The 26,767-nt window shown below is 43.0% G+C and carries 23 protein-coding genes; 12 read left to right on the plus strand and 11 right to left on the minus strand.

Features of this window, described 5'->3' with window-relative positions; translation table 11 throughout:
* Positions 1-337: 337 nt before the first annotated feature.
* Together DN752_RS19165 and DN752_RS19170 are read right to left on the minus strand one after the other, a co-directional pair.
* On the minus strand, positions 338-688 hold the full coding sequence (locus DN752_RS19165; protein WP_112785458.1) for a type II toxin-antitoxin system RelE/ParE family toxin: 351 nt from the start codon (positions 686-688) through the stop codon (positions 338-340).
* A 199-nt stretch (positions 689-887) separates the two neighbouring features.
* A complete protein-coding gene (locus tag DN752_RS19170; protein ID WP_162633277.1) occupies positions 888-2,060 on the minus strand; it encodes a redoxin domain-containing protein in 1,173 nt (390 codons plus the stop codon).
* 287 nt (positions 2,061-2,347) lie between these two features.
* On the opposite strand from DN752_RS19170, the gene DN752_RS19175 reads away from it, so the two are divergent.
* From DN752_RS19175 to DN752_RS19195, 5 genes are all read left to right on the plus strand, one after another.
* Entirely contained in the window at positions 2,348-3,043 is a 696-nt protein-coding gene (locus DN752_RS19175) for a response regulator transcription factor (protein WP_112785460.1), read from the plus strand.
* Entirely contained in the window at positions 3,040-4,500 is a 1,461-nt protein-coding gene (locus DN752_RS19180) for a sensor histidine kinase (RefSeq protein ID WP_112785461.1), read from the plus strand. The genes DN752_RS19175 and DN752_RS19180 overlap by 4 nt, the downstream gene beginning before the upstream one ends.
* 151 nt (positions 4,501-4,651) lie before the next feature.
* Positions 4,652-5,155 carry a hypothetical protein gene (locus tag DN752_RS19185; RefSeq protein WP_112785462.1) on the plus strand — a complete coding sequence of 168 codons (504 nt, stop codon included), beginning with the start codon at positions 4,652-4,654 and terminating at the stop codon, positions 5,153-5,155.
* A 12-nt stretch (positions 5,156-5,167) separates the two neighbouring features.
* Positions 5,168-5,635, plus strand: a complete 468-nt coding sequence (locus DN752_RS19190; RefSeq protein WP_112785463.1) for a hypothetical protein — start codon at positions 5,168-5,170, stop codon at positions 5,633-5,635.
* 5 nt (positions 5,636-5,640) lie between these two features.
* Entirely contained in the window at positions 5,641-6,435 is a 795-nt protein-coding gene (locus tag DN752_RS19195) for a YoaK family protein (protein ID WP_112785464.1), read from the plus strand.
* Positions 6,436-6,705: 270 nt separating this feature from the next.
* Here DN752_RS19195 and DN752_RS19200 read toward each other — a convergent pair whose 3' ends face one another.
* Positions 6,706-8,169, minus strand: coding sequence for a potassium/proton antiporter (locus DN752_RS19200; protein ID WP_112785465.1), 1,464 nt, complete (start codon positions 8,167-8,169; stop codon positions 6,706-6,708).
* A 210-nt stretch (positions 8,170-8,379) separates the two neighbouring features.
* Here DN752_RS19200 and DN752_RS19205 point away from each other — a divergent pair, with 210 nt between their 5' ends.
* From DN752_RS19205 to DN752_RS19230, 5 genes are all read left to right on the plus strand, one after another.
* Entirely contained in the window at positions 8,380-10,623 is a 2,244-nt protein-coding gene (locus tag DN752_RS19205) for a TonB-dependent receptor (RefSeq protein ID WP_245949315.1), read from the plus strand.
* A 6-nt stretch (positions 10,624-10,629) separates the two neighbouring features.
* The gene (locus DN752_RS19210) at positions 10,630-11,061 is read left to right on the plus strand and encodes a DUF4625 domain-containing protein (RefSeq protein WP_112785466.1); all 432 of its coding nucleotides are present in this window, start codon (positions 10,630-10,632) and stop codon (positions 11,059-11,061) included.
* Between the two features lie 3 nt (positions 11,062-11,064).
* On the plus strand, positions 11,065-11,547 hold the full coding sequence (locus DN752_RS19215) for a DUF4625 domain-containing protein (RefSeq protein WP_112785467.1): 483 nt from the start codon (positions 11,065-11,067) through the stop codon (positions 11,545-11,547).
* A 150-nt stretch (positions 11,548-11,697) separates the two neighbouring features.
* Positions 11,698-12,423, plus strand: a complete 726-nt coding sequence (locus DN752_RS19220) for a hypothetical protein (protein ID WP_112785468.1) — start codon at positions 11,698-11,700, stop codon at positions 12,421-12,423.
* A 478-nt stretch (positions 12,424-12,901) separates the two neighbouring features.
* The gene (locus DN752_RS19230) at positions 12,902-14,734 is read left to right on the plus strand and encodes an alkaline phosphatase (RefSeq protein WP_112785470.1); all 1,833 of its coding nucleotides are present in this window, start codon (positions 12,902-12,904) and stop codon (positions 14,732-14,734) included.
* Positions 14,735-14,766: 32 nt separating this feature from the next.
* On the opposite strand, the gene DN752_RS19235 is transcribed toward DN752_RS19230, so the two are convergent.
* The 7 genes from DN752_RS19235 to DN752_RS19265 form a co-directional block, all read right to left on the minus strand.
* Positions 14,767-15,189 (minus strand): hypothetical protein, encoded by a 423-nt coding sequence (locus DN752_RS19235; protein ID WP_112785471.1) that lies wholly within the window; start codon positions 15,187-15,189, stop codon positions 14,767-14,769.
* A gap of 49 nt (positions 15,190-15,238) precedes the next feature.
* Positions 15,239-16,012, minus strand: coding sequence for a subclass B1 metallo-beta-lactamase (gene bla / locus DN752_RS19240; RefSeq protein ID WP_112785472.1), 774 nt, complete (start codon positions 16,010-16,012; stop codon positions 15,239-15,241).
* A 135-nt stretch (positions 16,013-16,147) separates the two neighbouring features.
* Positions 16,148-17,347: a glutamate-5-semialdehyde dehydrogenase gene (locus DN752_RS19245; RefSeq protein WP_112785473.1), complete on the minus strand. Its 1,200-nt coding sequence runs from the start codon at positions 17,345-17,347 to the stop codon at positions 16,148-16,150.
* Positions 17,348-17,427: 80 nt separating this feature from the next.
* Complete coding sequence (gene proB, locus DN752_RS19250) at positions 17,428-18,216, minus strand: glutamate 5-kinase (RefSeq protein ID WP_112785474.1); 789 nt, start codon at positions 18,214-18,216, stop codon at positions 17,428-17,430.
* Positions 18,209-19,024 (minus strand): pyrroline-5-carboxylate reductase, encoded by an 816-nt coding sequence (gene proC / locus DN752_RS19255; RefSeq protein ID WP_112785475.1) that lies wholly within the window; start codon positions 19,022-19,024, stop codon positions 18,209-18,211. Before proC ends, proB begins: the two co-directional genes overlap by 8 nt.
* Before the next feature lie 403 nt (positions 19,025-19,427).
* Positions 19,428-20,249, minus strand: coding sequence for a hypothetical protein (locus DN752_RS19260; RefSeq protein ID WP_112785476.1), 822 nt, complete (start codon positions 20,247-20,249; stop codon positions 19,428-19,430).
* A gap of 212 nt (positions 20,250-20,461) precedes the next feature.
* Positions 20,462-20,677: a hypothetical protein gene (locus DN752_RS19265; protein ID WP_112785477.1), complete on the minus strand. Its 216-nt coding sequence runs from the start codon at positions 20,675-20,677 to the stop codon at positions 20,462-20,464.
* Between the two features lie 474 nt (positions 20,678-21,151).
* On the opposite strand from DN752_RS19265, the gene DN752_RS19270 reads away from it, so the two are divergent.
* Both DN752_RS19270 and DN752_RS19275 read left to right on the plus strand, forming a co-directional pair.
* Complete coding sequence (locus DN752_RS19270) at positions 21,152-23,893, plus strand: S8 family serine peptidase (RefSeq protein ID WP_162633278.1); 2,742 nt, start codon at positions 21,152-21,154, stop codon at positions 23,891-23,893.
* 3 nt (positions 23,894-23,896) lie between these two features.
* Positions 23,897-25,627, plus strand: a complete 1,731-nt coding sequence (locus DN752_RS19275) for an amidohydrolase family protein (RefSeq protein WP_112785479.1) — start codon at positions 23,897-23,899, stop codon at positions 25,625-25,627.
* A gap of 65 nt (positions 25,628-25,692) precedes the next feature.
* Here DN752_RS19275 and DN752_RS19280 read toward each other — a convergent pair whose 3' ends face one another.
* Positions 25,693-26,709: a DUF481 domain-containing protein gene (locus DN752_RS19280; RefSeq protein ID WP_112785480.1), complete on the minus strand. Its 1,017-nt coding sequence runs from the start codon at positions 26,707-26,709 to the stop codon at positions 25,693-25,695.
* Positions 26,710-26,767 lie beyond the last annotated feature (58 nt).

A 26,767-nucleotide genomic window follows, 5' to 3' on the forward strand; every position in this document is an offset into this window, starting at 1 on the left:
TCGTTCGGAAGTTACCTAGAGTGACGCTTAATGGTACTTGGCAAAGAAACGTTGGGCTTTTGAAGTGATTCACTGTCCACAGAAACTGAAGTTTTGCAAAATGAAAAAACTTTTATGAATGCCTTATCATAGGTACCGGAAAGGGGGGCTGTAATGAACAGTATTCCTTCTTTATGAACCGCTGTATATAGCCTGTACTGATGGGTGTCGGAAAGACCCGTTTAGATTATCCTAATTGGCCGATGGGTACGGTGGTACTTTGATAGGCTCTGCAGACCTGTGTGAGCTTCACCCTGAGCCAATGGGCCCATGTTGGGCTGCACGATTACCATGCATTTTATTTGTTAAATTTTCCTTTTCTCTTGTTCAAATCTCGCGCTATATGATGAATTGTTAGAATACTTACAGATTCTTCAGATTTTCTTCGATAAATAATTCTGTAATTACCTTCTACTAGTTCCCTGATATTGGGGTCATTTATCTCAGGTGTAATTTTTCCAGCACGAATTTGCTCTTTGAGCCTTGATTTTGTAATCATATTCTTAAATTCAGTAGTTAAATTTACAAAAATATCATCAATACAATTGTAAATACATGCTAACGTTTTACATATAGCTTGCAGCGGTTTCTGAGTGCTTTCTTGCTTTCCGAAGCCAAGCACGTGGTAAGGTGGTATGGAGTGATCCATGCACTGAAGTAAGTCAGACTGTGGTGTCTGAACTGACGAGCAAAGCCTGTCCCGGCAAAACGGGAAACCAAATGCCGGGGCTATGAGGTTCCATGGGGTAGCACATCATGCCAAAATCCATAGCACTGAAAAAGGGACAGCACCATAATAGTAGATGTGGCAGGATAAGCAGGACAATGAGCTATTTCCCATCGTGGGTTTATGGCTCTCGACTTTCTTCTTGATTTTGCTTATTGCCTATTTTTGTGATTTCTACTTCAACCTGTTCTGGGTTAAGGGCAAGTCCATAATTGTCAAGTAGATAACTTTTAGCTACATCAATGTTTTCGAAAGGAAATTTTAATTCAAAATATCCATTTAATTTGGTCTTATCAATGACGAAAATTTCGAATCTATTTTCCAATTCATCCACTAAATCTTGTATAGTGATGCCATTTCCTTGCCAGGAGGTGCCGTTTGAAGAGGTTCCTTTTGCAGAATAGACTTTTGTCGTGTCAACTGCATTATTAATAAAGAGGTTATTATTTGATACCTTCAGGACATAACCTTCTACTTCCTTTTTCTCAATAGTCAGTTGATAATCCAATTCATGCAATAATGATCTGGTTACTGCAGCCCTTCTTTCATTATGGGGCAAATCCTCAGGGAATTTAAAGCGAACATCGTAGCGGTTTTGGTCGGCAACTGAAATCCTGCTTTTGCTTTTTTTGAGGAGGAAGGTTAATATTTCGTCAAGCGGTTGGTTGGCGATGCTCAATTCCCAGGAATTGGATTGCATACCAACTACCGATCCGTCCAAGTATTCATTTTTAGTGACAGTGATGGGGTAGAGATGGTTGGTGTTTAATTCTTTGTTTGGGGCTGGATGCTGTTGATCCGCCATCACCTGCGGGTAATACTTCTTGTGGAGCAAAGCATCTATCATATCGCTGGTAAGAAGTGAAGGATGCCCTCTCCACTTCAAAATCCCATTTTCATCAATTAAAAATGTCGTTGGATAAGCATTTACTTCATAGTTGTTTATAGTTTGATAGGCTGTATCAGTTCCTACAGACGCCAAAATTTTCTTTCTGGATAGGAATTTAGATACATCGTCCTCATTTTCATAGGTGAGGGCAATAAATGAAATGTTTTCATTTTTGTATTTTTCCGTAAGGTCGTTCAGATGGGGAATAGTATATACACACGGAGCGCAATTCGTAAACCAGAAGTCCAAAACAATCGCTTGACCTGTTGTTTTCAGTTCATCGCCGTCGGCATTATTTACCCAGGTATCCACGACAATGGCAGGAGCTTTCTCTCCAATATGCACTTGGGCATAAGCATTAACGACTGCTAAAAATAATATATTTATTAATATTGTTTTTTTCATAAAAGCCATATTTTATTCTGGGTATTTTGTGCTTTCTGTGAGGGATAGAATCTACTGGCAAAAAAGCGTATAATCAACATAGATAAAATCGTTCACTTCTGTTTACTATTAGATATTCTCGAAAAGTACCGAATCTTTAGGTCTTAAAAAAATACCCCAAATTTGGTGTTTCCCAACATTCAATTTATCCACACATTAAAATTCCATTAGAAATGAACCATTATTTGCAATTTCCCGTCCATACTACTTAATATTGATTGGAAATATATACCCTTTAAGACAGATCAGTGAGAAAAATATTGCTTGTAGAAGACGACAGCCGTGTCAGTGCATTTATCATAAAAGGCCTAAAAGAAGAGGGCTATGATGTAGCCCTTGCCATGGACGGAAAGATGGGCCTTCAAATGGCACTTCAGGGCAATTATGACCTGATCATATTGGATATTATGATTCCTGAGATGAACGGAATAGAAGTCTGCAAGGAGATCAGAAAGCAGGATGCCACTGTCCCAGTACTTTTTTTGACTGCCTTGGGAAGTACCGAAAACGTGGTGATGGGATTGGACAGCGGGGCAGACGATTACCTGTCCAAACCATTTAAATTCATCGAACTGCTGGCAAGGGTGAGGACCTTGATGAGAAGGTCTTCCTATAGCAGTGGAAGTGAAAGTAAGTCCGAAAATACGTATAGGTTTGGTGATTTGGAATTGGACGATGATACCAAGACGGTAACAAGGGATGGAATGACCATTAGCCTGACCTCTACCGAGTACAGGTTGTTACTGATGTTTATGAAAAATCAGCGAAGGGTGCTTTCCCGCATTGATATTTTGGAGGAAGTTTGGGGAATTGATTTTGACATGGGCACCAATGTGGTGGATGTTTACGTGAATTATTTGAGAAAGAAACTGGAAAAATACAATGGCTCTCGCCTTATCCAGACGGTCATAGGAATGGGATATGTATTAAAAGAAGCAGAATGAAAACGCAGAATAAAATCGTCTACGTCCTATTGATCGTATTTTTTAGTTATACGTTATTGTTCAGTGGATTTATTTATTATTCGATTTCCAATTATGCTTTTACGGATTTTTATAAGCGACTTGAGATCAGGGCGATTACCACGGCCAAGTCCCAGTTGGAGAATGAAAGCGAGGGAAATATCATTCGAGAGCTGAGGCAAGAGTACCTTGAAGTGCTTCCCGATGAGGAGATAAAAATGTACAAATTGCCAGAAAACGGTGAATGGCAAGGGGTAAGCGGACTTGAAAAGTTCAAAAGTGGCTTTATTGAAGAGATATTGGAGGATGGTACCAGTATGTATAATGACAGCCGGACTTTTTTTTATGGCACTACTTATACTACGGTGGGAAAGGCCACCTATTTGGTCATTATTTCTGCCGAGAACTATTTCATCACGCACCATGTGCACTATTTGCGGAACCTTTTGTTTACTTCCTTGGCGATTGCTTTTGTGATCATATTGGTGGTGGCATTTTTGTTTACCCGTAAATACATCCAGCCGATCAATGACATCATCGAAAAGGTGAAAGAAATCAGTTCTGAAAATCTCCACCTGAGGCTCAACCAAAAGTCAAAAAATGATGACACCATCTCCCAGCTTGCACAGACGTTTAATGACATGCTGAACAGGCTGGAGACCTCTTTTGAGACACAGAAAAACTTTATCAGCAATGCCAGTCATGAGCTGAACACCCCCTTGACGAGTATTATCGGTGAGGCTGATGTGACCTTAAGCAAGATAAGACGACCGGAAGAATATATCATGTCGCTACAGACCATTTTGGAGGAGGCCGAGAAGCTGGATAAAAAAACCAAAGCCTTGCTCATGTTGGCCCAGACAGGTTTTGATGGCAAGCGGCAGAAATTCAATATGCTGCGTACCGATCAGCTGATCATGGATGTCAAAGATACCGTCGAAAAGATCTATCCAGGGAGTAAGATCAGCATCGATTTTAGCCTATTGCCGGAGAACCCTTATAAGCTGAAAATCAATGCCAATGAAGCTCTCCTTCACCTTGCCCTCTCCAATATTATCCTGAATGGTTGTAAATATTCCGATTTTAGCCCAGTGCATGTGGCCTTGGGCGTCTCTGAAGGAAAGGTAATTGTCATTGTAAAAGATGAAGGAATAGGTATACCGGATACAGAAATGAAGTATATCTATGATCCCTACTTTAGAGCTTCCAATACCAAAAATCACGAAGGATACGGCATTGGGTTGCCGTTGGCACGGAATATCGTCCGAATGCACAGGGGGGAACTAGTAGTCACCTCTACAGAAAATGAAGGAACTACCGTGCAAATCACCCTTCCCTGTTTTTTTACATCCCAAGAAATCAATGAAGGTAAAGCCGAGCAAATTGTGAAGGCTTATCATAAGGACCGGAATAACTTCCTGAAAAACCAAAGTCATTAGCCCGTAGGCAATGATTCCAGGAGGAAACAACCCGATAGGATTACGTGGCAGCCTGTTTGACCAATATTCTAATCCCATCCTAATCTCATTCTTAGCCCCCTCTAATTGGCAGGGTGTAGTTTTGCTTACGATCATAAAAACAATGTGATAGATGAGAAAAACAGTGCTAATACCAACTGACTTTACCGTAAAATCTTTGAACTTGGTGAAATCTGCTCTAAATGCCAATGATGATTGCCAATTGGAAATCATTCTTTTACATGGAATATATCTTCCTGATTCTATCTCAGAGCTATTGTTTTTTAGGAAGAAAGAAGTCATTCGGAAACTGGAGAACACGGCTTTTAAAGAATCATGTGAGCTGTTACTGGGCAAGTATGGTTCGCGCATCGAGAGCATTAGTGCAGACTTGTTTTCTGGTTATAACCAATCGGCTTTTGAGAATTATCTGGAAGGGAACAGGGTGGATGAAATCTATGCTTTTTCAGAATACGATTTTAGGGCTTGCCATAAGCGAAGCTTTGACCTGATGCCACTGATCGAAAAAACAAGCGTACACCTTACCAAAGTAAAATGGGTGGACCATGGGAGAAGACATGACCTTGACAAAAATCAGTTGGCAGCCCTCTTTTTCGGGCATTTTAGTCCATCATAACCAAACTATGCCATGAAGATAAAATTGATGTATGCCGGGGTGATTGTATTGCTATTTGGGGTGGTGATTACCCTAGTGGCCAATGATGTCAGCCCTGAACGAAAGCTGATCGGAAAGTGGGAGGAAGTCATGTGGAAGTATGAAAAACTTGATAGTCCTGAGGGCAATGTTTTGGATTCATTTCATATTAACGATCAACTAAAGCAAGAAATAAGCAGAGAGCTGGTAATCCACAAGGCAGAAACCTGGGAGGTGAGGCCTGACGGAACCATTCTATTGCATAAGAAAGGTGAGGAGGTAGATGAGTTGCATTGGCGGTTAAAGGGCCGTGGGCATGTGCTAAAACTGTTTGGCCACGGAGATAGTCTGGAGCATTACCAGATCCAGCAACTTACGGATGACACCATGGAGATCCATTTCAATTCAGATTTGCAGGCACGTGGCATCATCAAAATGGTCTTCGTAAAAGCTAAAAATTAAAACCAATGCTCAGAAAATTCAGCAATAGTAGAACGCTAAGCGATAATATTAAACTGGGGAGCTTGACAGCTTTTTCTGCAGGAATGGTCAATGTGGTCTCTGTGATGTTGTTCTTCGCTTTCACTTCTAATGTGACAGGCCACTATGCGGTCTTGGCTGAGGAAATAGCCAAGGGAAACTGGTACCAGGCCGGTGTGGTGGCTGCATGGATCATGTTTTTCTTCCTTGGTGGGTTTACCTCCAATTGTATCATTATCCATTTCAATAAAAATTACACTTATTTATCACATGCTGTTCCTGTGATTTTGGAGATCTTATGTCTACTGGTTGTGGGCACTTATGTGCAGTTTTATTATGCAGAGACATTGCTTGAAACCGAATGGTTGGTGGGCTTGATGCTCTATGCTATGGGTCTTCAAAATGGCCTGACTGCAAGTATTTCCAATTCTGCAGTCAAGACAACACACTTGACAGGTTTGACCACGGACCTGGGCATGTTATTTTCCATGTTTACCAAGAAGGAATACCGTCAAAATCCACAACTGAGAGGCAAGCTGAAGATTCAAATGTCCATAATGGTCAGCTATTTATCCGGCGGTATTACGGCAGGGTATATTTATATGACCATTGCTTATAATGTCTTTTATATCGTTTGTCTATTCCTCTTGGTTGTCATTGGCTATGATTACTATAAATTGAAATATTATGAACTGGTCAATCGGCGTGAGCTGAGAAGTAAAAAAGATCATTACAGATATATAGCACCAAAGAATAAAAAGAAAGTCCTCGAAAAAGCCTGAACATATGATGGTGGTAGTCAAAAGACAGGCTTAGTTCAGACACCTGCGAGTTATGTTACTTGTAGGTGTTTTTTTATTTTCTTTTTAAAACCATTTAGTTAAGGGCTATGGAGTATCACCAAGTTTTACTATTGCCTAAAAAACGCCATGCCGTAGGCATGAAAGCTTGGTAACAGTCATGACCATCAGTCTTATGTAATGTGCCGTAGGTACATTACATTTTTTACCGCATGCACCATTATTTTAGTGGTGGAGAGGAGGTGAAGGGAGTTATTCTATCATCAGCACTTTTTTGATCACATCTTGCTGTTCGGAATCATCAGCCATGATCATAAGCGTATCGTTTCCTTTGAGCTCTGTTTCGCCATTGGGCGTGATGAACTTTCCGTTCCTGCTGATCAAAACGATAAGGCAGGTGCTTGGAAAACCAATTTCAAGGATTTTTTTACCTATTACCCCTGCGTTTTCGGGTAGGTCCACTTCGATCAGTTCATTTTTGACATCCTCGGAGAGTTCTATGTCCAGCAGTGATTTTTTCTTAAGTCCTTCAGGAAGAGCCAGTCCTAGGATCTTGGCCGCCAGCGAGAGGGTGGTGGCTTGTACGGCTACAGAAGTCAACACGATAAAGAAAACGATATGGAAGATTACATCTGACATCTCCACACCATGAATCATGGGAAAGGTAGCAAAGACAATAGGTACCGCCCCCCTGAGTCCTACCCATGATATAAATAGCTTTTCCTTGAAGTTATATTTAAATGGAAGCAGTGTCAGGAAGACACCTAGAGGTCGGGCGATCACTATAAGGAATATTGCTGCTGCCAGAGCCAGGCCAATTACCGGAAGCATCTGAGAAGGGAAAACCAAAAGCCCCAATGTGATAAACATCACCACCTGCATGAGCCAAGCAACACCATCAAAAAACTTCATCATGCTCCTTTTATGCAGCATTTTTCCGTTGCCTACGGTGAGGGCACAGATGTAAACCGCCAAGAAACCATTGCCGCCTAATAGATCCGTCAGGGTATAGGTGAGCATGACCAGAGAAATCATCAGCACTGGGTACAGTCCTTCCGTGTCTAGTTTTATTTTATTTACAATAAGGACAATCCCCCTTCCGATTAACCATCCCAAAAGTGCACCAACGATCATTTGTGTGAAAAACATGGGGATAATTTCCTTTATCGAAAAATCTTGAATGGTGATCAAGCTGGTCAATGAAATCGTCAGAAAGTAGGCCATCGGGTCATTGCTCCCACTTTCCAGCTCCAATAATGGACGGAGGTTTCCTTTCAGCCCGATGCTTTTGCTTCGTAAAATGGAAAATACCGCAGCGGCGTCAGTAGAGGAGACGATCGAGCCGAGTAAGAGGCTTTCTAGTAGTGTAAGGTCTGAAATCCAATAAACGAAACCTCCCAAGGATATACTGGTCAGTAATACCCCTATGGTGGAGAGCGAGATCCCTTGTGCCAAGATGGGCTTTACAGAAGGCCATTTGGTATCTAGACCACCAGAAAAAAGGATAAAAGTAAGGGCAATAATACCCAAAAACTGTGTCAATGAAGGATCATCGAAAACGATCCCACCAATACCGTCCGAACCCGCCAACATACCTACGCCGAGGAATATCAACAGCGCAGGAATGCCTGTTTTGCCTGAAGTCTTACTTGCTATTACCCCGGCAAAAAGTAAAAGGGAGCTGATCAAAAGGTTGTTTTCGGTTGTAAGAATCATAAATAGGTATGGTAAAGAATCGAAATAATTCATGAATTTAATAAACTGTCGGTGCAATACGGTTTATGTGGAATTGTTTTTTTGTGGTGTCAATTCGGGCGAAAAGAATTATGGTAATAATTGATCAATTTTGACTAGATAGTTTTTGCAACATTGTTTCAATAATCGTGTTTTGTTCTTATATTTGCAATATTGTTGCATTAACTAAAGATGATGTTGTCTGTTGGATTGGTATTTCTTATGATGGTAAAGATGGGATATCCCACCTATACCTTTGATGCGCCTCTGGAGCAGAGGGATGTTTTTTTGGGGAAAAGGAAACCTGAATCCGTTTTCCGTGATACAGTCATCGCCGATAAGTCGCTCAAAACCTATGACCTGGAGGGTGTTACGATATCCGACGAGGGCTTGGGACGAGAGAAGGAAGAGTCCTCTAATATTGCTTTTATCAAACAGGATTATATTCGTGAGCATAGAGGGGGGAGTTTGATGAAGTCTTTGGAGAAGCTACCAGGTATCAGCACCATCGGCATAGGCTCTGGTGCCTCCAAGCCTTTGATCAGGGGATTGGGCTTTAACCAAGTAATGGTGGTCACCAATGGGATCAAACATGAAGGGCAGCAATGGGGGGCAGATCACGGACTGGAGGTGGACCAATATGCCGTGGATGAATTGGTCATCGTCAAAGGACCTGCTTCTATCCGCTACGGTTCAGATGCCATTGCCGGGGTGGTGGATATAAGAGACCACTCGGTTCCTGAAAAGGGGGAAATCGGTAGCACCCTTTCCTTCGGAGCTAAATCCAATAATGGATGGCTGGGTACTTCAGTCAATACATTTGGTCGAATGGGGCACTGGTATTATGACGCCCGGGTTACCTATACAGATTATGGCGATTTTAGGGTGCCTGCGGATACAGTTTATGTATATGATTTTGGTGTTTCCTTAGATAATAATCGGGTTAGAAATACCGCAGGAAGGGAAATGGACTGGACGGCGAGAATCGGTTATGTGAGTGAGCGCTTTCGCAATAGCATTTCCCTGAGCCGAGTGGCCACGAAGTCTGGTTTTTTTGCCAATGCCCATGGACTGGAGCCGCGAAATGTAGACGAAGAATTACATGACCAATCCGGAAGTGACATGTTGCTGCCTCGCCAGGAGGTGCAGCATTATAAGGCAATAGACAGGCTTTCCTATCGCTTTGCAAATCATCTTTTGGAAGCTGATGTTGGCTTTCAATTTAATAAGAGAAAGGAGTGGAGCCAATATGTAAACCACGGTTTTATGCCTCCCAATTATCCCGCAGAGCTTCAAGCTCCTTCTACCCTTGAAAGGGCTTTTGATAAAAAGGTATATAGCCTAAACCTCCGTGATGAATGGTTTCTCGACCGTCATCAATTGCAGCTGGGGCTGAGCGGCGAGCTACAGAAGAATGAAATAGGTGGCTGGGGATTTTTGATCCCAGGCTTTACACAGCGGTCAATCGGTTTCTATGCCTTGGATAAACTAAAAATCAACAAGGAATGGCGGGTGCAGGCTGCGGCAAGGCTAGATCACAGCCATATCCAAATTGATTCCTATCAGGACTGGTTTCCTTCTACTGAAGAGGAAGTGGCAGGACCCGAAGATTACCTTTTCAGGGCAGAGGAGACTTCCAGGACTTTTAATAGCCTAGTGTGGTCAGTGGGGTTTAATTATGTTCCCGGACAGTGGAGTTTTAAGGGGAATGTAGGGACTAGTTTTAGGGTGCCCATAGCGAAAGAGCTCGCAGCCAATGGAGTAAACTATCATTATTACAGATTTGAAAAGGGAGATGCTGACCTTTCTCCTGAGCGGTCTTTCCAAGTAGATTTGGGTGCAGCATGGGAGCATGAAAAATGGAACGTGACGTTCAGCCCCTTCTTTAATTATTTCAGCAATTACATTTATCTCAATCCTTCAGCCGAGTACGATTATCTGTACGGGGCAGGAAATCAAGTGTTTTATTATACACAGGCCCGAGTCAGCAGATATGGTGCTGAACTTTCGCTACTCCATCGGATCAATAATTCCTTCGAGGTGCAATTGCAAGGAGAGTATGTATACAGCGAACAACTCAATGGTGATAAAAAAGGATATACGTTGCCTTTTTCACCACCACCATCATTATTGGCCAATGCTACCTACAAGCCTGCCCTTGATTTTGGCATGGGTGCACCTTATTTGGCCCTGGATTTTCGTGTGACGGCCAAGCAGCAAAACATCGTTCCCCCAGAGAAAATCACACCAGGATATCGAGTGGTTGATTTACGAATGGGAGGACAGTTTAGGGTGTTTAAACTGCCCTTGAAGGCTGATATTCAAGTACGCAACCTGCTCAATACCCGGTATATGAGCCATACCAGTTTTTACCGATTGATCAATCTACCAGAGCAGGGCAGAAGCATTAATGTATCCTTTCAATTAGAAATATAACGTACGATGAAAAAGAAAAAGTACCTAGGAGTAATCATGTTGTTGGCTCTTGGCTGGCTTTCGACGGCCTGTTCTATCGAGGAGGAAAACCCTGAGTTACCTGTGCCGACTGCAAAGAATGTAGAGATTGGTTATGATAATAACAAGCAGGGCATTATAGGAAAGGACTTTCACTTCAACGCTGATGTACAGGCTGGCGATAAAATAGCTGCAGTTGCTGTGCTCATTCAGCAAAAGACCGATGAGGAATTTGAAGATGAGTGGTCGCTATCTTTGGAGTGGGAGGAATATGAAGGATTAAAAAATACGACTATCCATAAGCATTTTACCATTCCGGATGATGCCATAGCAGGCAACTATGATTTCATATTTACAGTAGTTGACACCAATGGAGAAACGCTGGAGTTGGTGGAAGATTTTATAATATTAACTGAATAGATTATGAACTATCGTGATATAAGAAATATTCCCTTGTTCGTATTGATGATTACTTTGGCGGTATCGGGATGCGAAATGAATGAAGATGAAAAAGATGTGGATCCACCCGTAATCGACAATACATTTGCCGGTGCATTTCCCACCCAGTGTGCAGTAATTTCCCGTGGAGCGTCTTTTGAGTTGAAGGTAGTTTTTAGGGATAATATGGAGTTGGGCAGTTACAGTTTGGATGTTCACCATAATTTTGACCACCATACACATAGCACGGAGGTTAATGATTGTGAAATGGATCCTGTCAAGAGTCCCGATAATCCATTTTTGTTGATAGATACCTACTCAATTCCATCAGGACTCCAAACCTATGAAGCTGTTCAGCAAATAGCAGTGCCGGCTGATGTGGATCCGGGAGATTACCATTTTATGATCAAGGTGACAGATAAGGAAGGTTGGCAAACGATCCAAGGAATCAGTATCAAAATCAACTGAACCCAATAAAAAAAGCATAGAAACACAAGAAATGAACTTTACAGCCCCCAGTAAAGAGGGATTGCTGTGCCAAAAAATTTAATTGCAACTATATTGCATTTTTATTTTGAAAACAATCAATTTTAAATAACAAACACAAACAGATTTATTATGAGACAAGTTACTAAAGGGCTTCTAGCGCCAGTGGTTTTGGCTTCGGTTTTTACCTTTTCATGTACAGATGACGAGGAACCGATCATCGCTCAAGAGGGTGTCGAGAAGGCCAATTTGGTGTTTACGGAGATCGAAGGAGACGACCACCTCAGCGCCCATGGGGACCATTTTCATGGGCTAGATGAAGGGACAGAAGGGGAGTCTTTCGTAGTTGAATTTGATGCGGATGGACATGCTGTCAGTGGAGGGCATCTTCATCTGCATGCGGATGGTATCTACAAGATGGAGCTTCAGGCATGGGACTATGAAGGGAATCGAGTAGAGGAGGATTTTATTAAGGACAAAGCTACTGCCGACCTGTACAAAGCCTTTTTAGTAGGTGGTGATTTGGTGCTTAATCCGGATACTGAGGATGAAACAGGGGCTATTTTTCAGCCTAGGGAAAAGGAATATGCAGATGGTACTGCTGTGGATGGTAAGTATGAAACTACAGGTGTACTTAGCTATTTTACCATAGGAGAAGCCAACGAAGGAGAGACAAAGGCGGTGGATTTTGTCCTTCGTAAGTTCAATGATGCTGCTACCAAGTCACTGGTAGAACGTGTGGACTGGAATGCTGAAGACTATGCGGAGCGATTTGCAGGTGAAGATGTATTGACCTTGGAGTTTGAGATCCATGCCGAGCACGAAGAGGGCCATGAAGAAGAAGGTCACGACCATTAATAACCTCAGTTCGATTATAAATTCGTTTCCGTACAGTGCGGAACATGCACTGCGAGGCTTAGGGGGGAGATTTGAGGGGTGGAAGCCGTGGCAGTCTTCGTATTTGGGGATTGCCACACCCTTTTTCAACCCACATCCTCCTAAAAAGGGTTCGCAATGACGCTTTTTATACTAAAAATAAGTCGAGCTCAGGTTAATAGGGGATAAGCTATTGTTTTGGTTAGTTGAAGTGGAAAAGGCCGGTCTTGTTTGGGGCCGGCAATTTTTTTTTCTGCCAACTTAATCATTTGTTAACTTCTTTTTGATCATTGGAGATAGCTGTTGGTATATATTTGTATCTTTATTTACTTCATTAAACCATTTTAGCGCGCAATATTTCTGCTTATTACATGGTAAAACCAAATTGTAGTTTGCCATAAAAACAGTGATAAAAAGAAATATAGGATAAGGGAAAATGGGGTATAAATCAGAAATTACCATGATAAAAACAGCACTCGTCAGTTGCCTTATTTTCCTTGTGTCATTTTCCGCTTTTTCACAGCAAAAAGCAGCATACAAGTTTCACTCCCATAATGATTATTTGCAGTCGGCTCCTTTTTGGACTGCTTACGCCAATGGTGCCGCTTCCATAGAAGTGGATGTCATCCTACAAGATGGCCAATTGATGGTGGCCCATGAAATAGAAACGATCCAGCCGGAAAGAACCTTGGCGTCACTTTATCTTGACCCCATCCGTCAAGCCAAAAAACTAGGGATAGGCCAACTGGATTTTCAATTGCTGGTGGATATCAAAACAGCTGCTTACCCGAGTATGAAGGTACTGAAGGAGGTGTTGGAGGGCTACGATGATATATTGGCCATTCCTGGTAAACAAACAGGGGTAAGGGTGGTCATATCGGGAAACAGACCCGCAGTCGAAGATTATGACCAATATCCTCCTGCAATTCTGTTTGATTACCAACATACAGAATTCCCTGAAAACTTGCCGTGGCAGAAAATTGCCTTGGTAAGCCTCCCTTTCCAGCGGTTTTCTGAATGGAACGGCAAAGGGCGATTGGTACATGCTGAGAAAAAGAAATTGGATGAGTTGATTGCCAAGGTCCATGCAGTGGACCGCCCAATTAGGTTTTGGGGAGCACCCGACAGCAAGACAGCTTGGAAGGCTTTTGCTGATATGGGAATAGATTATATCAATACGGATATGCCCTTTGAAGCCAGTGAATACCTGAAAAGTCTGCCCCAAAATGTGGTAGGCAGTAGTCATAGGCATAATATTTATCATCCAAAATATGAAGTCGATGGAGCTACTGTTCCGGTCAATCAGATCATTCTGATGATCGGTGACGGGAATGGGTTGGCGCATATTTCTGCAGGAATGTATGCCCACGGCAATGAGCTAAACCTTACCCAGCTGAGACATATTGGTCTGGTAAAGACACAGGCAGCGGATGATTTTACGACTGATTCTGCCGCTGGAGCCACCGCCTTGGCGACTGGACATAAGGCCAATAACAGGGCCATTGGTTTTTCACCCGAGGGAAAGGCGTTGTCCAATCTCCCCGAACTATTGGAAAACTACCAGTTTAATTCTGGGATTTTAACAACTGACCACCTCACAGGGGCTACGCCGGCTTCGTTTTATGCGCACTGTGAGGATCGGGGCATGACGGTTGATATTGCGAATGATCTGCGGGAGAGTTCGTTGGATCTTTTTATCGGTGGTGGCAAAAATGATTTTTTACTGCAGGGAAGAGACTTGATCGCTCCATTGAATCAGGCAGGTTTTACGATCGTAAAAAGCCTCGAAGAGTTGAATGATCCTGCCATTGGTAAAGCAGGATATTTTGCCAGTAATCAAGGGTTGCCTACGGTCATGAAAGGGAGGGAAGGTTTTCTAAAGACCGCCGCAGAGCAATCCCTGGCCTTTTTGGGTAATAAAGAACAGCCTTTTTTCCTATTGATTGAGGGATCCATGATTGATACCGGAGGGCATTGGAACAGTGCTGAAACGGTGGTGGAAGAGGAAATTGACTTTGATGAAGCGGTGGGAGAGGTGATCGCCTACGCAGATGCGCATCCCGGTACATTGGTATTGATTACTGCTGATCATGAGACTGGAGGAGTTACGCTACCCCAAGGAAATATGGGCAATGCTGAGGTGGAACTGAATTTTGACACCAATGACCATACAGGTATCATGGTGCCACTGTTTGCTTATGGAGCGCATTCCGGGGAGTTTATGGGAGTATATGAGAATACAGAAATCTTCAAGAAGATAATGCAGCTTGTGGACCAATACCACGAGCGGTAGGGGGAAGTGGTCATGCTTGGATGCCCAGCGTGTCAGTCTGTGGGGCTACCTTTTACAGCCAACCTCCACCCAAGATAGGCAAAAGGCATATAAGCCAAACCAATGTCCAGTATTCCAAACCAAGCTGGAAGGGGCAGTAAGATGATGGTAATCATTCCACCAATCATAAAACAAAAGCCAACGATAAGAGCGTAGCTTATTTTGTGACTGACCGCAATAAGTGCAGTCAGAAGGGAGCCAGCAAGAGTGCTTATTGCGTGGGCAATGAATGGAATCAAAAAATGCCTGATCTCAAATAATGGCAAAGCCATTTTGAGATTTTCCATGGTTGTGAGATCCATTTCGGCAGGAAATGATACGAACATACCGCTGTTCATGACAAGCCCCATATTGATCGCATTACCCACGGTCAACCCAACCAGTATGCTGATGATATTTCTAGGAGCCATATTCATGAGGAGAGAGTACAGTCTCTGTAAAAGCGCCGAGATGCAGAAATTATTATCATTGGAACAGTGTTTCGGTGTATGTCAATAGGCTTTTATCCCCCCATTTTCCATGGCCTGGAATGACCAATTGGAGGGTTGGATAGGCGGCAGTGATTTTGTTTACTGTAGTCGGCCATGCCGTGATATTGGCATCTTCCAGATTGCCCTTACCGGCACCATCAGCTTTGACCAAGCAGCCACCAAAAAGCACCTGGTCATCTGGGAAATAGCCGATGACATTGTCTTCTGTATGTCCTTCTCCAAAATAGTGGACAAAAACCGATCTACTGCCGACTTTTAGTGCCAATTGATCCTGAAAACCCATTTTTGGTTGGGGGAAGCCATGTTGGGATGCGAGCGAAAGGGTGTTTTTGAAAGCATAGGAAGGGATTTCTCTGGCGTGGAATGCTTCCAGGCCTCCTAGACAATCCATGTGAAAGTGGGTTGCTACGACTGCCTTGATTTGAAGTTTTTCCCCCTCCAGAAAGGTGATGAGCTCCTCTGCTTCGTTAGAAGTGCTTGGGGTGTCAAAGATGATCGCTTCACCATCACTGATCACGATCATGCCATTGCATTCTACCTTACCGAAGCTATCGGTATCTAGGAAGGAAACATGAACATAGGTGTTGGGACGGATTTGTTTGATGATCAGTTGGTCCGAAGTGTAAATTTCTTTTTCCGTGTAGTTGGTATGTTGATCCTGTGATAACTGCTCATGTGATTTTTCACTCTTCCCACTGCAAGCGGAAAGGACCAGTAATAAGGCTGCAATAATGAGTTGACGATTCATTTTTAACTATAATTGAGTGGCTAATATCATAAAAATAATACCTCACCCCATTAGTTACTAGTAACTAGTAAAAAAGCATAAAAAAAAGCATCCGCCGCAGCGGATGCTTTTTTTTATGCTTTATAAAGATGGGTTTTATTCACGAATCTGCCCATCACCAAATACATAATACTTGTTGGTGACCAGCTGCTCTAGTCCTAGTGGACCACGGTGGTGAAGCTTGTCTGTACTGATAGCCAGTTCTGCACCGACTCCCATTTGACCTCCATCGGTAAATCTGGTGGAGGCATTATGGTAAACAGCAGCACTGTCCACTTGTTCCATGAATTTGGCCGCTTTCTCCTTATCGGTGGTCAATATAGTGGCAGAATGTCCACCACTGTATTTGTTTATTTTAGCGATGGCTTCATCTATTCCATTGCTTTTACCGATGAGTGCTTTTAGCGCCAGGAATTCTTCATACCAAGTGTCCTCTGATGGGACCTCCTTAGCGCCGTCCAGAGAACCTACCAGTTCTTTTTCGGCTACAAGTTCTACTTTATATTCTGCTAGGTTCTTGGCCAAATCAGCTAATTTGGATTCGAAATCAGGCAGTTTTTCATCAACCAAAATTTTATCAAGGGCATTGCAGCCGGAGATTTTGTCAGTTTTGGCATTGATAATCACTTTTTTGGCTTGTTCCCAGTCGGCATCTTCAGCTACATAGGCGAAGTTATTGCCTCGTCCACTTACGAGTACTGCACATTGGGCATGCTCTTTCACAAAGGCAATTAACCTTTCTCCTCCTCTAGGCACGATAAGATCGAGCTTTTCAGATGGGTTTTTTAGGAACTCTTGTGTTTGCTCCCTGTTAAGGGTAAACAGCTCAATCCAGTCTTTGCTCAAACCATTTTCCTCAAGGGATTCGTGCCAGCACTCTACTAAGACCTTATTGGAATGGACTGCCTCCTTACCACCTTTGAGGAGGATTTTACTGTTGGCTTTAAATGCCAGGACAGCAGCTTCAATGGTGACGTCAGGACGGGATTCATAGATGATCATTATGGTGCCAAATGGCGCAGTACGGTTAATGATCTCCAGTCCATTTGCCAGTGACCTCTTAGAGATTTCCTTTCCTACAGGGTCTTCTTGGTCTTTCACTTCCTGAACAGCTTGGATCATGCCGTCTATTTTGGCGTCATTTACGACGAGCCTGTCATAGAGTGCTTGATCATCTCTCTGGAAAGCCTCCAGATCAGCTTTATTGGCTGTCAGAATTTTTTCACGGTTTTTGTCGATGATTTTGATCATCGACGCCAACACGTCATTTTTTTTCTGTGTGCTTAATATTTTCATGTCTATGGTGTCTTTTTATGGTGTTTACGGTTTCTAAAACAAAAGGTGACGCTTAGGCAGTAGAAATGCCCCATATACCATTAATCGATAGAAACCTTGGTGCCTACTTCTTTGCCATCGACGATGTCAAGGATCATATTGTCAAGATTGCCGTTGGCAATATAAGTAGGGATGTTTTTTCTGGCGGCTTCTTTGGCTACATGGAGCTTCGACTTCATGCCGCCTCTACCTTCTGCTTCTCCCTTGGTGGATTCCTGGATAAAGTGTTCTACTTTTTCGTCGGTTCCCACATGGGCGATTCTTTTGGTGTTTTCATCATCTGGGTGACCATCGTACAGTCCGTCGGTATCAGTGAGCAGAATCAGCATATCGGCATGGATAAGTTCTGCTACGAGACTGGCCAACTCGTCATTGTCCGTAAAAGTGGACATGGAAAGAGAGACTGCATCATCTTCATTGGCAATGGGGATAATGCCTTCAGAAAGCAATCCCTCATAGCAATTGATCATGTTTTCCCTATGCTTGCCCGGGTCAAAATCCCTCTTGGTAGCCAATACTTGGGCGCATCGCATGCCATAATCTTGGAAGATATTGTAATAGTGTCTCATCATTCGGGGTTGGCCCACGGCAGAGAACACTTGTCTTCTAATGATTCTATCCTTGATTTTTACCTTACTTCCCAAGACTTCTTTGCCAGCGATGACAGATCCTGAGGACACAAGGACGGACATGATACCTCTTTCATAAAGTATGGCGATTTGATCGACCATCTTTTTAAGGACGTTATTGACAATACGATTATCTCGGTTGGTCATCACATTGGTACCTACCTTTATGACGATCCTTTTAGGTGCATCAGTTTTATCCATTTCTGTATTCTTTACCAAGTTCAACAGCTCTGTTAAATGCAGCGTATGCAGCTTCTTTGATCATTTCTTTGACATTGTTGTCTTCCATAGAGTCCAATGCTGCCCGTGTAGTGCCACCTTTGGAGGCTACCCTGTCCATCCATGCTTCTGGATCGAGGTCAGAGGAACCGAACAATTCTACTGCACCGGCAAATGTTTGTTCTACCAAAACCCTGGAATCGTGTTTGGAGAATCCCATTTTTAGAGCTGCTTCCAGCATGGATTGCATAAAATAGAAGATGTATGCAGGCCCACTTCCAGAAATACCGGTGGAAGCATCGATGTCGTTTTCAGTGTCCAGTTTTACAGAACGTCCCGTAGTATCGAGAAGGTTTTCTACAGTGGATAATTCCAATCTGGATACTTCATCAGATGCTGTAAAGGATGTCAACCCTTTGCCTACTTGTGCGGGTAGGTTAGGCATGGCACGAACCACTTTTTTTCGCCCAAGCCCTTCTTGAATAGCTGCTATAGAAACCCCTGCCATTAGTGAGATGAATATTTGTCCCTCAGCAGTGAGCTTTCTCATGCTTTCCATCAGGGAGCTGGCGTGATATGGTTTTACAGCAATAAAAATCACGTCGGCAGCTGGAACGCACTCTTCAAGCTTTTCAAATACCGCAAAGTGACTTCTTTTTCTTAGCTCTTCAGTCTTTTCTTTGGAATTGTCAAGGATCATAAGGTCCTTATCCTTTAAAAATTTTGATTTGGCGATTGCCTCAGCGTATGTCAAACCCATATTGCCACCACCGATTACAAGAACTTTCATATTTTTTTAGAAAGGTTTTTATTTAAAAACAGGGACTATCCCTGTCGATCTTCTTTTACCCTAATGCCACAATCTTCGTGCAGGGATCATAATTTACAAAAAAAGTTAATTACAATCGCTATTTAATTGTTAAATCAGCATGACGGGCATAGTTTTATTGATAAAAATTTATAAATATGAATCGGTTATGTAATTATATGGCTGTTGGTTTGTATTGTTTTGCGACGATCTTGTGAGGCTGAAAATTCGTCAGTGTTCAAAATAAAATGGCAGAAAACACCTAACTTGAGCAGGACATTTTGTCACTTTTCGCTAATTTTTATGTTTTTTTACCTGTTGGGGGACGTAAGAAATGTGCCGCGAATTGATTGCGAATAGGGGCGTAAGACGCTTGCGGCAGAGATTACTGATAAAAACGTAGCCCTACTTTTACATCCAATCGCAACAGACCTTCTTTACTGTCTTCTTCTAGGGGGATGGTCCGTGTATTGATACCGTCAGTATAGGTTACTTTCGAAAGCACCCCAGTGGTCAGTATAAGCCCAAATCCAAGGGCGAAATTTTGTGCAATTCCAATGTCACAGGAAGCATCTAACATTGCTCCCAAAGTACCGCCTTTTAAGGTGAAGTCACCGTCATAGGAGGTGTAGGCATTGTCCTTGTACCCTAGGTAACCAAGAGAAACACCGAGTAGGAAATAGTTTTTGTCATTATTGGTATACCTGCTGTAGTAGGTCGGCCCCATATAACTGACAGTGATGTCATCTTTCAGGCCAGGAGCTTCGCTTTTTGACCTGAAGCTGCTATAGGTAATTCCTAAGCCGTTTTGGCTGGGAAAAAAATATTGGCCTTCTACCATGAAGTGATGCCCGTTTTTAAGGTCTTCAGCATAACTGCTTCCGGAGATGGACTCATGGCTTTTGGATAATCTCCTGCTGTAGCCACCGCTTATCCCAAACCTCCAAGCGTTCTTGGCCTTTATCTTGGGAGATTTTTCAGCCTTCTTCTGCAAATAGCTTCTTTCAGTGTAGGAAGTTACCTTTTCTGGAGGCATGAAGGTGTCGGTGTCTAGGCCTTTTTCGTCAATTGAAAAATCGACGGTGCCGTTTTCGACTTTGGAGATAGTGGATTGAACAGAATTGCCCGTATTGGTTGCCAATAGGTTTTGGGCATGCGAATTTAAGGATATACTAAAAAGTATCCCTAGTAGAAAAAAAGTTCTCATGTAGTTTCTTTTTATTTAATCTTGAAAATATGGCTCTAAAAATAAGGAAAATCTAATAGAAAAGCAAATTTGGTGTAATTACCGAAAAGGAATAATTGTGTAGGAGAAAAAAAACTGCCCCAATATTGGCCCTGTTTTGTCTCGCTTTTTTTAAAAGCTTCGGCAAAGGTGCCTACCATTGGGGCAGCTGTAGTTACTAAGTTCTGTATAGACTAGTTTACTGATTCGTCTATTTCTTCTTTGGTCTCTTCTGCTTTTTTCTCTACGTCATCAGCAGCGTCATCAACGGCTTCGCCAGCATCTTCCATAGTGTTTTCTACGGCATCACCAGCTTCTTCCATTTTGTCTTCTGCATCGTTTTTGTCATTTCCACAGGAATATAATGAAAGCATTCCTGCTACTGCGAATAATGCTAATACCTTTTTCATAGTCCTCAATAATTAAAGATTAGTGTTTAGATTCATTGTAGTATGTTACAAAGCTTATACCAACTTTTGATTATGGGGATAATTTTTCGAATTCTTAATAATTAGACACAAGAGGTCTTTTAATGAAATTTTGTTCTTTATCATCTTTATGTCATCCCGTAGGTCTTCTAATTCATAATGTGGGCTAATGTAAAGAAGTTGTGACGTTGATCTGCTCATAAAATAGTGAAAATGAGAAAAATACCATAAAAGTGGTATTTTATGACAGTATAAAAAAACGTAACTTAGTGTTAACAATGCCACACATTTAGCACCACATTTTTAGAAAAGGGTCTTCCTCCTTTTGCTATCCTTTAAATAGCATGAATTGTTCTTACCGGTATTTGTCCACGCCCATTAGCCGCAAAAGAGAGGATCGCCCCATGTTAGGTTTTGGACCCAATAGATAATGCTATGGTAAATCGGTGGAATTTGATGGAATATGTAGCCGACCGTTACGGTAAAGTGCAGCCTGTCTTCGAAGAAGCTGCCCGGAAGCTGCAACAGGTAAAGGCCAAAGAGATACCTCTCCTGAGCTTAGAAGATGACCTGGAGAGGATAAAGCTCAGAATGGCCCGTGAAGAAGGTGAAATACCCATCATTATGGAGCGTATCAATGGCGGGGTGGACTTTCAGGACAGTTACATATTGGAGATGCTGTCCAAACTGTCCAAGGCCGTATGTCGGATTACACAACATGGGAGTGCATTGGGTACGGGATTTTTGATTGCCGATGGTGTGATCATCACCAATAATCATGTGATCGACCACCCTTCTGTTGCCAATGGAATGCTTGCAGAATTCAATTATGAACTGGATGAAAATAAAACAATGAGGAAGAGCTTTTCTTTTAAGCTTGATCCTGGCAGCTTCTTTCTTACTTCCTCCTATATCGCTGATCCGGAAGTGCCTTATTCAGGGCTGGATTTTACTATGATTGCTATCGGAGATGATCAAGACCAGGTACCAATATCGACCATAAAACCCATTTTCTTGGATGGGGTAAGAGGGAAGATCATTAAAGGTGAATCATGCGTGATTATCCAGCATCCCCAAGGAATGCCCAAAAAGATTGTCCTAAAAAACACGGCGTTTTTCTCCGAAACCCGCACCCGGATTGTTTATGAAAGTGATACCTTGCCCGGCTCTTCAGGGTCCATGGTGGTGGCATTGGGTACGGGAGAGATAATAGCCCTGCACCATGCTGGCCTTCCGAGGACGGACAGTCAAAATAGGATCCTTACCAGGGCGGGTACTATTGCCACAGCCAGTACGCCAGATGGTGAGATCGACTGGATTGGCAATGAAGGGATCAAAATCAGTAGGGTGATCGATGCGCTGGCAAATGCCGATTTGCCAAGCGAGATGCAGGAAATTAAAGAAAAACTCCTTCAAAAGACGGAAAAAACCCAAGGAGAAATCAAAACTGGTGGTGACCGAAACGAGGCCACTTTTCATGAAACACCTGCCCTTCCCAATTCTTCCAAGCAAGCCCCCAAGAACCCCATGTCAACACCTTGTCAAAATAAACAGGATTTTATATTTACTGCAAAATACACCCCCGACGAATTGGGCGCAATAAAGGGGCTACTGCTCGCCAGGTATGGTGAAGAGCCTGTTATCAAATTGTCGATGCCTTCTTTTGCCTCCTTAGGAAATGTAGAACTGTTTTCACTCAGTGTACCTGTATGTGGCAATATCGAAGATGAAGCAAGAAGCCTCAGTACCATTCCGGGAATTATCAATGTAGAGACCGACATTCCCTTACAGTTGAATTCAAGTGTGGATAAGACTTCCAGGCCTTCCTCCCAGTACGAAGGGATTGTGGAGGAGGGATACAATGCTCCCAATGAAGACGACTTTTTGCGAAAATACCGTGATGAGCGTCAAAGTAACTATGTAGTAGGGAAATCTGTGATGTATCACCGAAAATGGAACTGGTACGCAACGGCTTTTGATAAGGTGCTGGCCGACGATAAGGCCGTCTCCCCCACAGATAAAGGCATCAGGATAGTCCAGTTTGATACTGGGTTTACCGATCATAGTAAGATTAGAGGAGGTTTTGACAAGGAGTTGGATGTTGACTTTGTGGATATTGATGATGAGGCAGAGGATAGTTTTACAACAGGTATTTTAAAGCATCCCGGCCATGGTACACGGACGGGGAGTTTGCTTATGGGGAAGGAGATTACGTTGCTCCCAGGAAATGGTAACAGTGGTCTGCTCAGCACTTTTGATTTTAAGTTGATCCCTTATCGTCTATGCAAAAGTGTGATCTTGATCCGTCGGCAGCAGGAATTGGCCAATGCCCTAGACCTATGCATGTCACAACGGTATCCGATTATTTCCATGAGCCTGGGATTGCCGCCTACTTTGGCAACGGCAGTCATGGCGAAGAAAGCCTATGATGCAGGGGTGATTTGGTGCTGTGCTGCCGGCAATGTGGTGCAGGTAGTAGTGGCGCCTGCTGTCTACCCAGGAACCATCGCCGTGGCAGCATCTAACCCAATGGATGAAGAATGGAAAGGTTCCAGCAGAGGTAGTACGGTGGACATTACCGCTCCGGGGGAAGATGTCTATGTGCCGATTTTTTTGAAACCGTCAGGTGGTGGCCAGCCAGGTGAAGCTTTTTTCTATGGCAATGGCACTAGTTATGCCACTCCCCATGTGGCGGCGGCAGCTGCCATGTGGTTGGCCAAATATGATGACACCCTCTGTAAAAACGAGTACGCAGGATGGAGAAAAGTAGAAGCTTTCAGAAAGGCATTGGAGGTTTCGGCCAGAAGGAAAAACAAGCTTCCCCGTGTGGGATTTGGCCATGGGATCCTTGATGTGGAAAAACTCCTGAAGACGCCCCCTGAGACCCCTGATAAGTTGAAATATGCCTATGAAAATACCGAGGATGGCAGGCTGAATGAGGTGACACAGGCATATGGCGAGATGGTCAAAACGGTTTGGAACAAAATTCACGGGTGGGTCTTTGGTGTCAAAAGGGGAGGACAGGAGTCCTTTATCACTGATAAACAAGTACTCACGCCTTACTCCAAAATGCTGGAAAAGGAATTGTGGCCAGGGCAGTCATCTACATTGGAATCTTCCTCAGCACCGTCACAGGATGAATTATTGGCTCTTTTTTCCAAAGTGCACCATAAAATTGAATCACAATTAAAGCAATGAGCCATGCAGAAGATATTTGATTTTCACTTTCACCTGCTGTTTAAACATTATATAGCAGACCCAAAACTAAAGCTGGATGTTGATCAGGGATTTAAAACATCGGGCGTGGCCAAGGTCCTCAATGAGCTTGTGGGAGGTTCTTTTGATAGCCAATCGTCACCCTCACAGGTAAAGGAAAGTCCGCTTTTCCTTGGGGTCATATCCTTAAGTAGTGTGGAGTATGCGTTTGCAGAACGCATATTGTCTATTTGTGGTAATGATTTTTCGTTTATCCTTCCTGTCAAACACCAAATTTTTGATCGAATCAAACAGCATCAGACCACGTATTGGAAGGACTTTATGGGAATAGTCGCCCAGCACCGCAAAAGCATGCCCAAGCTTGCTAAAGCTCCATTCTCCATTGAGTTTTTGAAAAGAAATGATTTTAAAGGTAAATCTATTGAGGCAATAGAAAGCGCACTTACAGACGGGAACAGGCGCAGTTTTGCCTTGGCCATCGAAGGAGGGCATAACCTTTCGGACGTCCCCTCAGGAAATGAACAATCGATCCTGTCAGCAAATCCCCATCATCAGATGAAAACGCTTCAGGAAATGAAGGACTTCGATTTTATGTCTATCAACTTATGCCACTTGAGTGATATTCCTGAGCAGCGGCTCGGGGGATTTGCCCAAGGTGTCAATAAACTGTCACAAAGAGCTTTTAAAAGTGATTACTTCCTTCCTTCTGTAGGACTTGGGTTGACAGAATTAGGAAAAAAACTTATAGGGCAGTGTCTTTTGCATCCTGAAAGACCCGTGTTAATAGATGTAAAGCACATGAGCCTGTACACTCGGCTGGAATATTACAGGTTTAAGGATCGTTTGGCCCAGGATTCACCGGATGTGGCACGTTTGCCGGTTATTTCGAGCCATACTGGTTTTACCTTCACTTCCATTGACCAATATCTTAACAGTCAACGTTACAGGTCCTATGTGAATGAGGGGGACAGTGGGAAAGAAGCGATGATCGAACCTGAAAACCGTAAGATCGGACGTACCGATGATAAGATTAACAAGGGACTCTATGCTAATCCTTGGACCATTAACCTGTTTGATGAGGAAATTGCGGAAATAATGGCTTCTGGAGGAATGATGGGCATTAGCCTTGACCAACGGATACTGGGTGCTTCTAATCCGGCGATGGATGCTGTTCGTGATCACTATTACGAAAAAGAGCAAGTAGCTTATTATGAATTCAAGAAACTGTTCAAGGAAGGACGGTTACCGGGGGAAGAGGGATTTATCCAAGCTTTGGGGATAGCGCCCAGTAAAGAGGAACGGCACTTCATGCTGTTGTGCATGCATATAGTCCATGCGGTGAAGGTGGGTTATGATAAGTTGCCTTGGCATGAAGGAACTTCGCCTTGGGATCATATCTGTATCGGGTCGGACTTTGATGGGCTGATTAATCCGATCAATGGCTATGAAAACATCACCAAGATGGGGAAGTTGGGCAAAGACCTCAGGCACTACTTGCCTCTTGCGGACAAGTTCCATTTGTATGATAAGGACCTTACCGCTTTACGGTATAATGAAGATGGATCGGTAAATGAGGATTTCCTAAATACTGCTATTGAGAAATTTACCTATAGGAATGGGCTAAGGTTCATTGCCCGCTATTTGACCAATTGGTCCGAAAAAGAATGGGAAACAGCCAAGAAGAATGCCACTTCCGCTGAAGCACATTCTTCTTAGAGGTTTTTATCGTTGATCAATGGGGGATGCAAAAATAACCGTATTCCCCAGTTGTCAATGGCTGTTTACAATTCCCAGCCTAGGCCAGTTTGAAGGACGTAATCCGCTTTTCCAGCACCTTCGACGGGTTGGTTGTCAAAGTTCAGTGAGAATCCGACTTTTACGTACAAGTCTAAGGGAAGATCGTATTTGGTGTCGATATTGTAGTCCACCCGCCATCTGCCACCTTCTGTAATCCCTGGGTAAACGGTTCCCCGCGTTAGGAGGGTCAGATCGCCAATATCATAGAGGTTAAGCTCTGCACCGAAATAAGCCTCCATACTGTTTTTCTTTGGATCTTCGGTGGTATAGACTTCATTAAGGTAGGAAACACCCGCTTCTACACCGAAATAGGAGTCATTGGTATGAACGATATATTTACCAAGCCCGGCAGAGAAAGTGCTCCTGACATCTATCAACTGCTCGGTATTGGAGAGATAGCCGTAGTTAGCGGGAACATAGAAATCCTTGGGAAGGAATTTTTTATAATTGAGGTTGGCATCTTCCCTTCGTGTGGGCTCGACTTCATCTTGGTTTGACCGGATGAGGTTATAGCCTGCACTGGCTGACCAGCTGGACGCAACATAGCCCAACGCACTCCTGATCCCTGCTTGCGTGAAGTTATTGGCTTTGGTAAAGCTATAGCTGAAATCCACAGAGGCGGACAATCGACTCCAGAAATCATTTTCATACGTTTTGAAATAAACGATGTCCTCTATCCTCACCTTCATACTGTCCCCAGAAGTGAGGTGAAGGGTGACGTGTGTAGGGTCGTAGGTCCAGAGTGATCCGTTGTGCCGTTCTCCTGACATCAATGTGATCAGGTAGTTTTGCTTGGAGTAGACTTGTTCTACTTCCTGCCATTCGATCTGAAAATCGCTGTCACTATAATCTGTTTCTATAGTGATCACTCCTTTGTCAAGTGATTTTATCTCACCGACAATGACGTTTTGATTTTTGAACACCAACGAATCCCTTACATCAGCAATGGAAGTCTGGTAAACACCTATCAAAAGAATAAGAAGGGTAAATAACTTTTTCAAAACAATGCTTATTTAAATTTTACTAATTGGTAATATTCGGTCATAAACAGTAGCTAAA

This window comes from Echinicola strongylocentroti (genome assembly GCF_003260975.1).
GTDB lineage: Bacteria > Bacteroidota > Bacteroidia > Cytophagales > Cyclobacteriaceae > Echinicola > Echinicola strongylocentroti.

What these genes read in the sequence shown, in the direction of transcription:
- bla (WP_112785472.1), bottom strand. Translation starts at nt 16,012, where the DNA reads ATGAATCGTCAACTCATTATTGCAGCCTTATTACTGGTCCTTTCCGCT.
- DN752_RS19185 (WP_112785462.1), top strand. Translation starts at nt 4,652, where the DNA reads ATGAGAAAAACAGTGCTAATACCAACTGACTTTACCGTAAAATCTTTG.
- DN752_RS19260 (WP_112785476.1), bottom strand. Translation starts at nt 20,249, where the DNA reads ATGAGAACTTTTTTTCTACTAGGGATACTTTTTAGTATATCCTTAAAT.
- DN752_RS19270 (WP_162633278.1), top strand. Translation starts at nt 21,152, where the DNA reads ATGGAATATGTAGCCGACCGTTACGGTAAAGTGCAGCCTGTCTTCGAA.
- DN752_RS19205 (WP_245949315.1), top strand. Translation starts at nt 8,380, where the DNA reads ATGATGTTGTCTGTTGGATTGGTATTTCTTATGATGGTAAAGATGGGA.
- DN752_RS19190 (WP_112785463.1), top strand. Translation starts at nt 5,168, where the DNA reads ATGAAGATAAAATTGATGTATGCCGGGGTGATTGTATTGCTATTTGGG.
- DN752_RS19165 (WP_112785458.1), bottom strand. Translation starts at nt 688, where the DNA reads ATGGATCACTCCATACCACCTTACCACGTGCTTGGCTTCGGAAAGCAA.
- DN752_RS19210 (WP_112785466.1), top strand. Translation starts at nt 10,630, where the DNA reads ATGAAAAAGAAAAAGTACCTAGGAGTAATCATGTTGTTGGCTCTTGGC.
- DN752_RS19220 (WP_112785468.1), top strand. Translation starts at nt 11,698, where the DNA reads ATGAGACAAGTTACTAAAGGGCTTCTAGCGCCAGTGGTTTTGGCTTCG.
- DN752_RS19170 (WP_162633277.1), bottom strand. Translation starts at nt 2,060, where the DNA reads ATGAAAAAAACAATATTAATAAATATATTATTTTTAGCAGTCGTTAAT.
- DN752_RS19195 (WP_112785464.1), top strand. Translation starts at nt 5,641, where the DNA reads ATGCTCAGAAAATTCAGCAATAGTAGAACGCTAAGCGATAATATTAAA.
- DN752_RS19245 (WP_112785473.1), bottom strand. Translation starts at nt 17,347, where the DNA reads ATGAAAATATTAAGCACACAGAAAAAAAATGACGTGTTGGCGTCGATG.
- proB (WP_112785474.1), bottom strand. Translation starts at nt 18,216, where the DNA reads ATGGATAAAACTGATGCACCTAAAAGGATCGTCATAAAGGTAGGTACC.
- DN752_RS19215 (WP_112785467.1), top strand. Translation starts at nt 11,065, where the DNA reads ATGAACTATCGTGATATAAGAAATATTCCCTTGTTCGTATTGATGATT.
- DN752_RS19275 (WP_112785479.1), top strand. Translation starts at nt 23,897, where the DNA reads ATGCAGAAGATATTTGATTTTCACTTTCACCTGCTGTTTAAACATTAT.
- DN752_RS19200 (WP_112785465.1), bottom strand. Translation starts at nt 8,169, where the DNA reads ATGATTCTTACAACCGAAAACAACCTTTTGATCAGCTCCCTTTTACTT.
- proC (WP_112785475.1), bottom strand. Translation starts at nt 19,024, where the DNA reads ATGAAAGTTCTTGTAATCGGTGGTGGCAATATGGGTTTGACATACGCT.
- DN752_RS19265 (WP_112785477.1), bottom strand. Translation starts at nt 20,677, where the DNA reads ATGAAAAAGGTATTAGCATTATTCGCAGTAGCAGGAATGCTTTCATTA.
- DN752_RS19235 (WP_112785471.1), bottom strand. Translation starts at nt 15,189, where the DNA reads ATGAATATGGCTCCTAGAAATATCATCAGCATACTGGTTGGGTTGACC.
- DN752_RS19230 (WP_112785470.1), top strand. Translation starts at nt 12,902, where the DNA reads ATGATAAAAACAGCACTCGTCAGTTGCCTTATTTTCCTTGTGTCATTT.
- DN752_RS19180 (WP_112785461.1), top strand. Translation starts at nt 3,040, where the DNA reads ATGAAAACGCAGAATAAAATCGTCTACGTCCTATTGATCGTATTTTTT.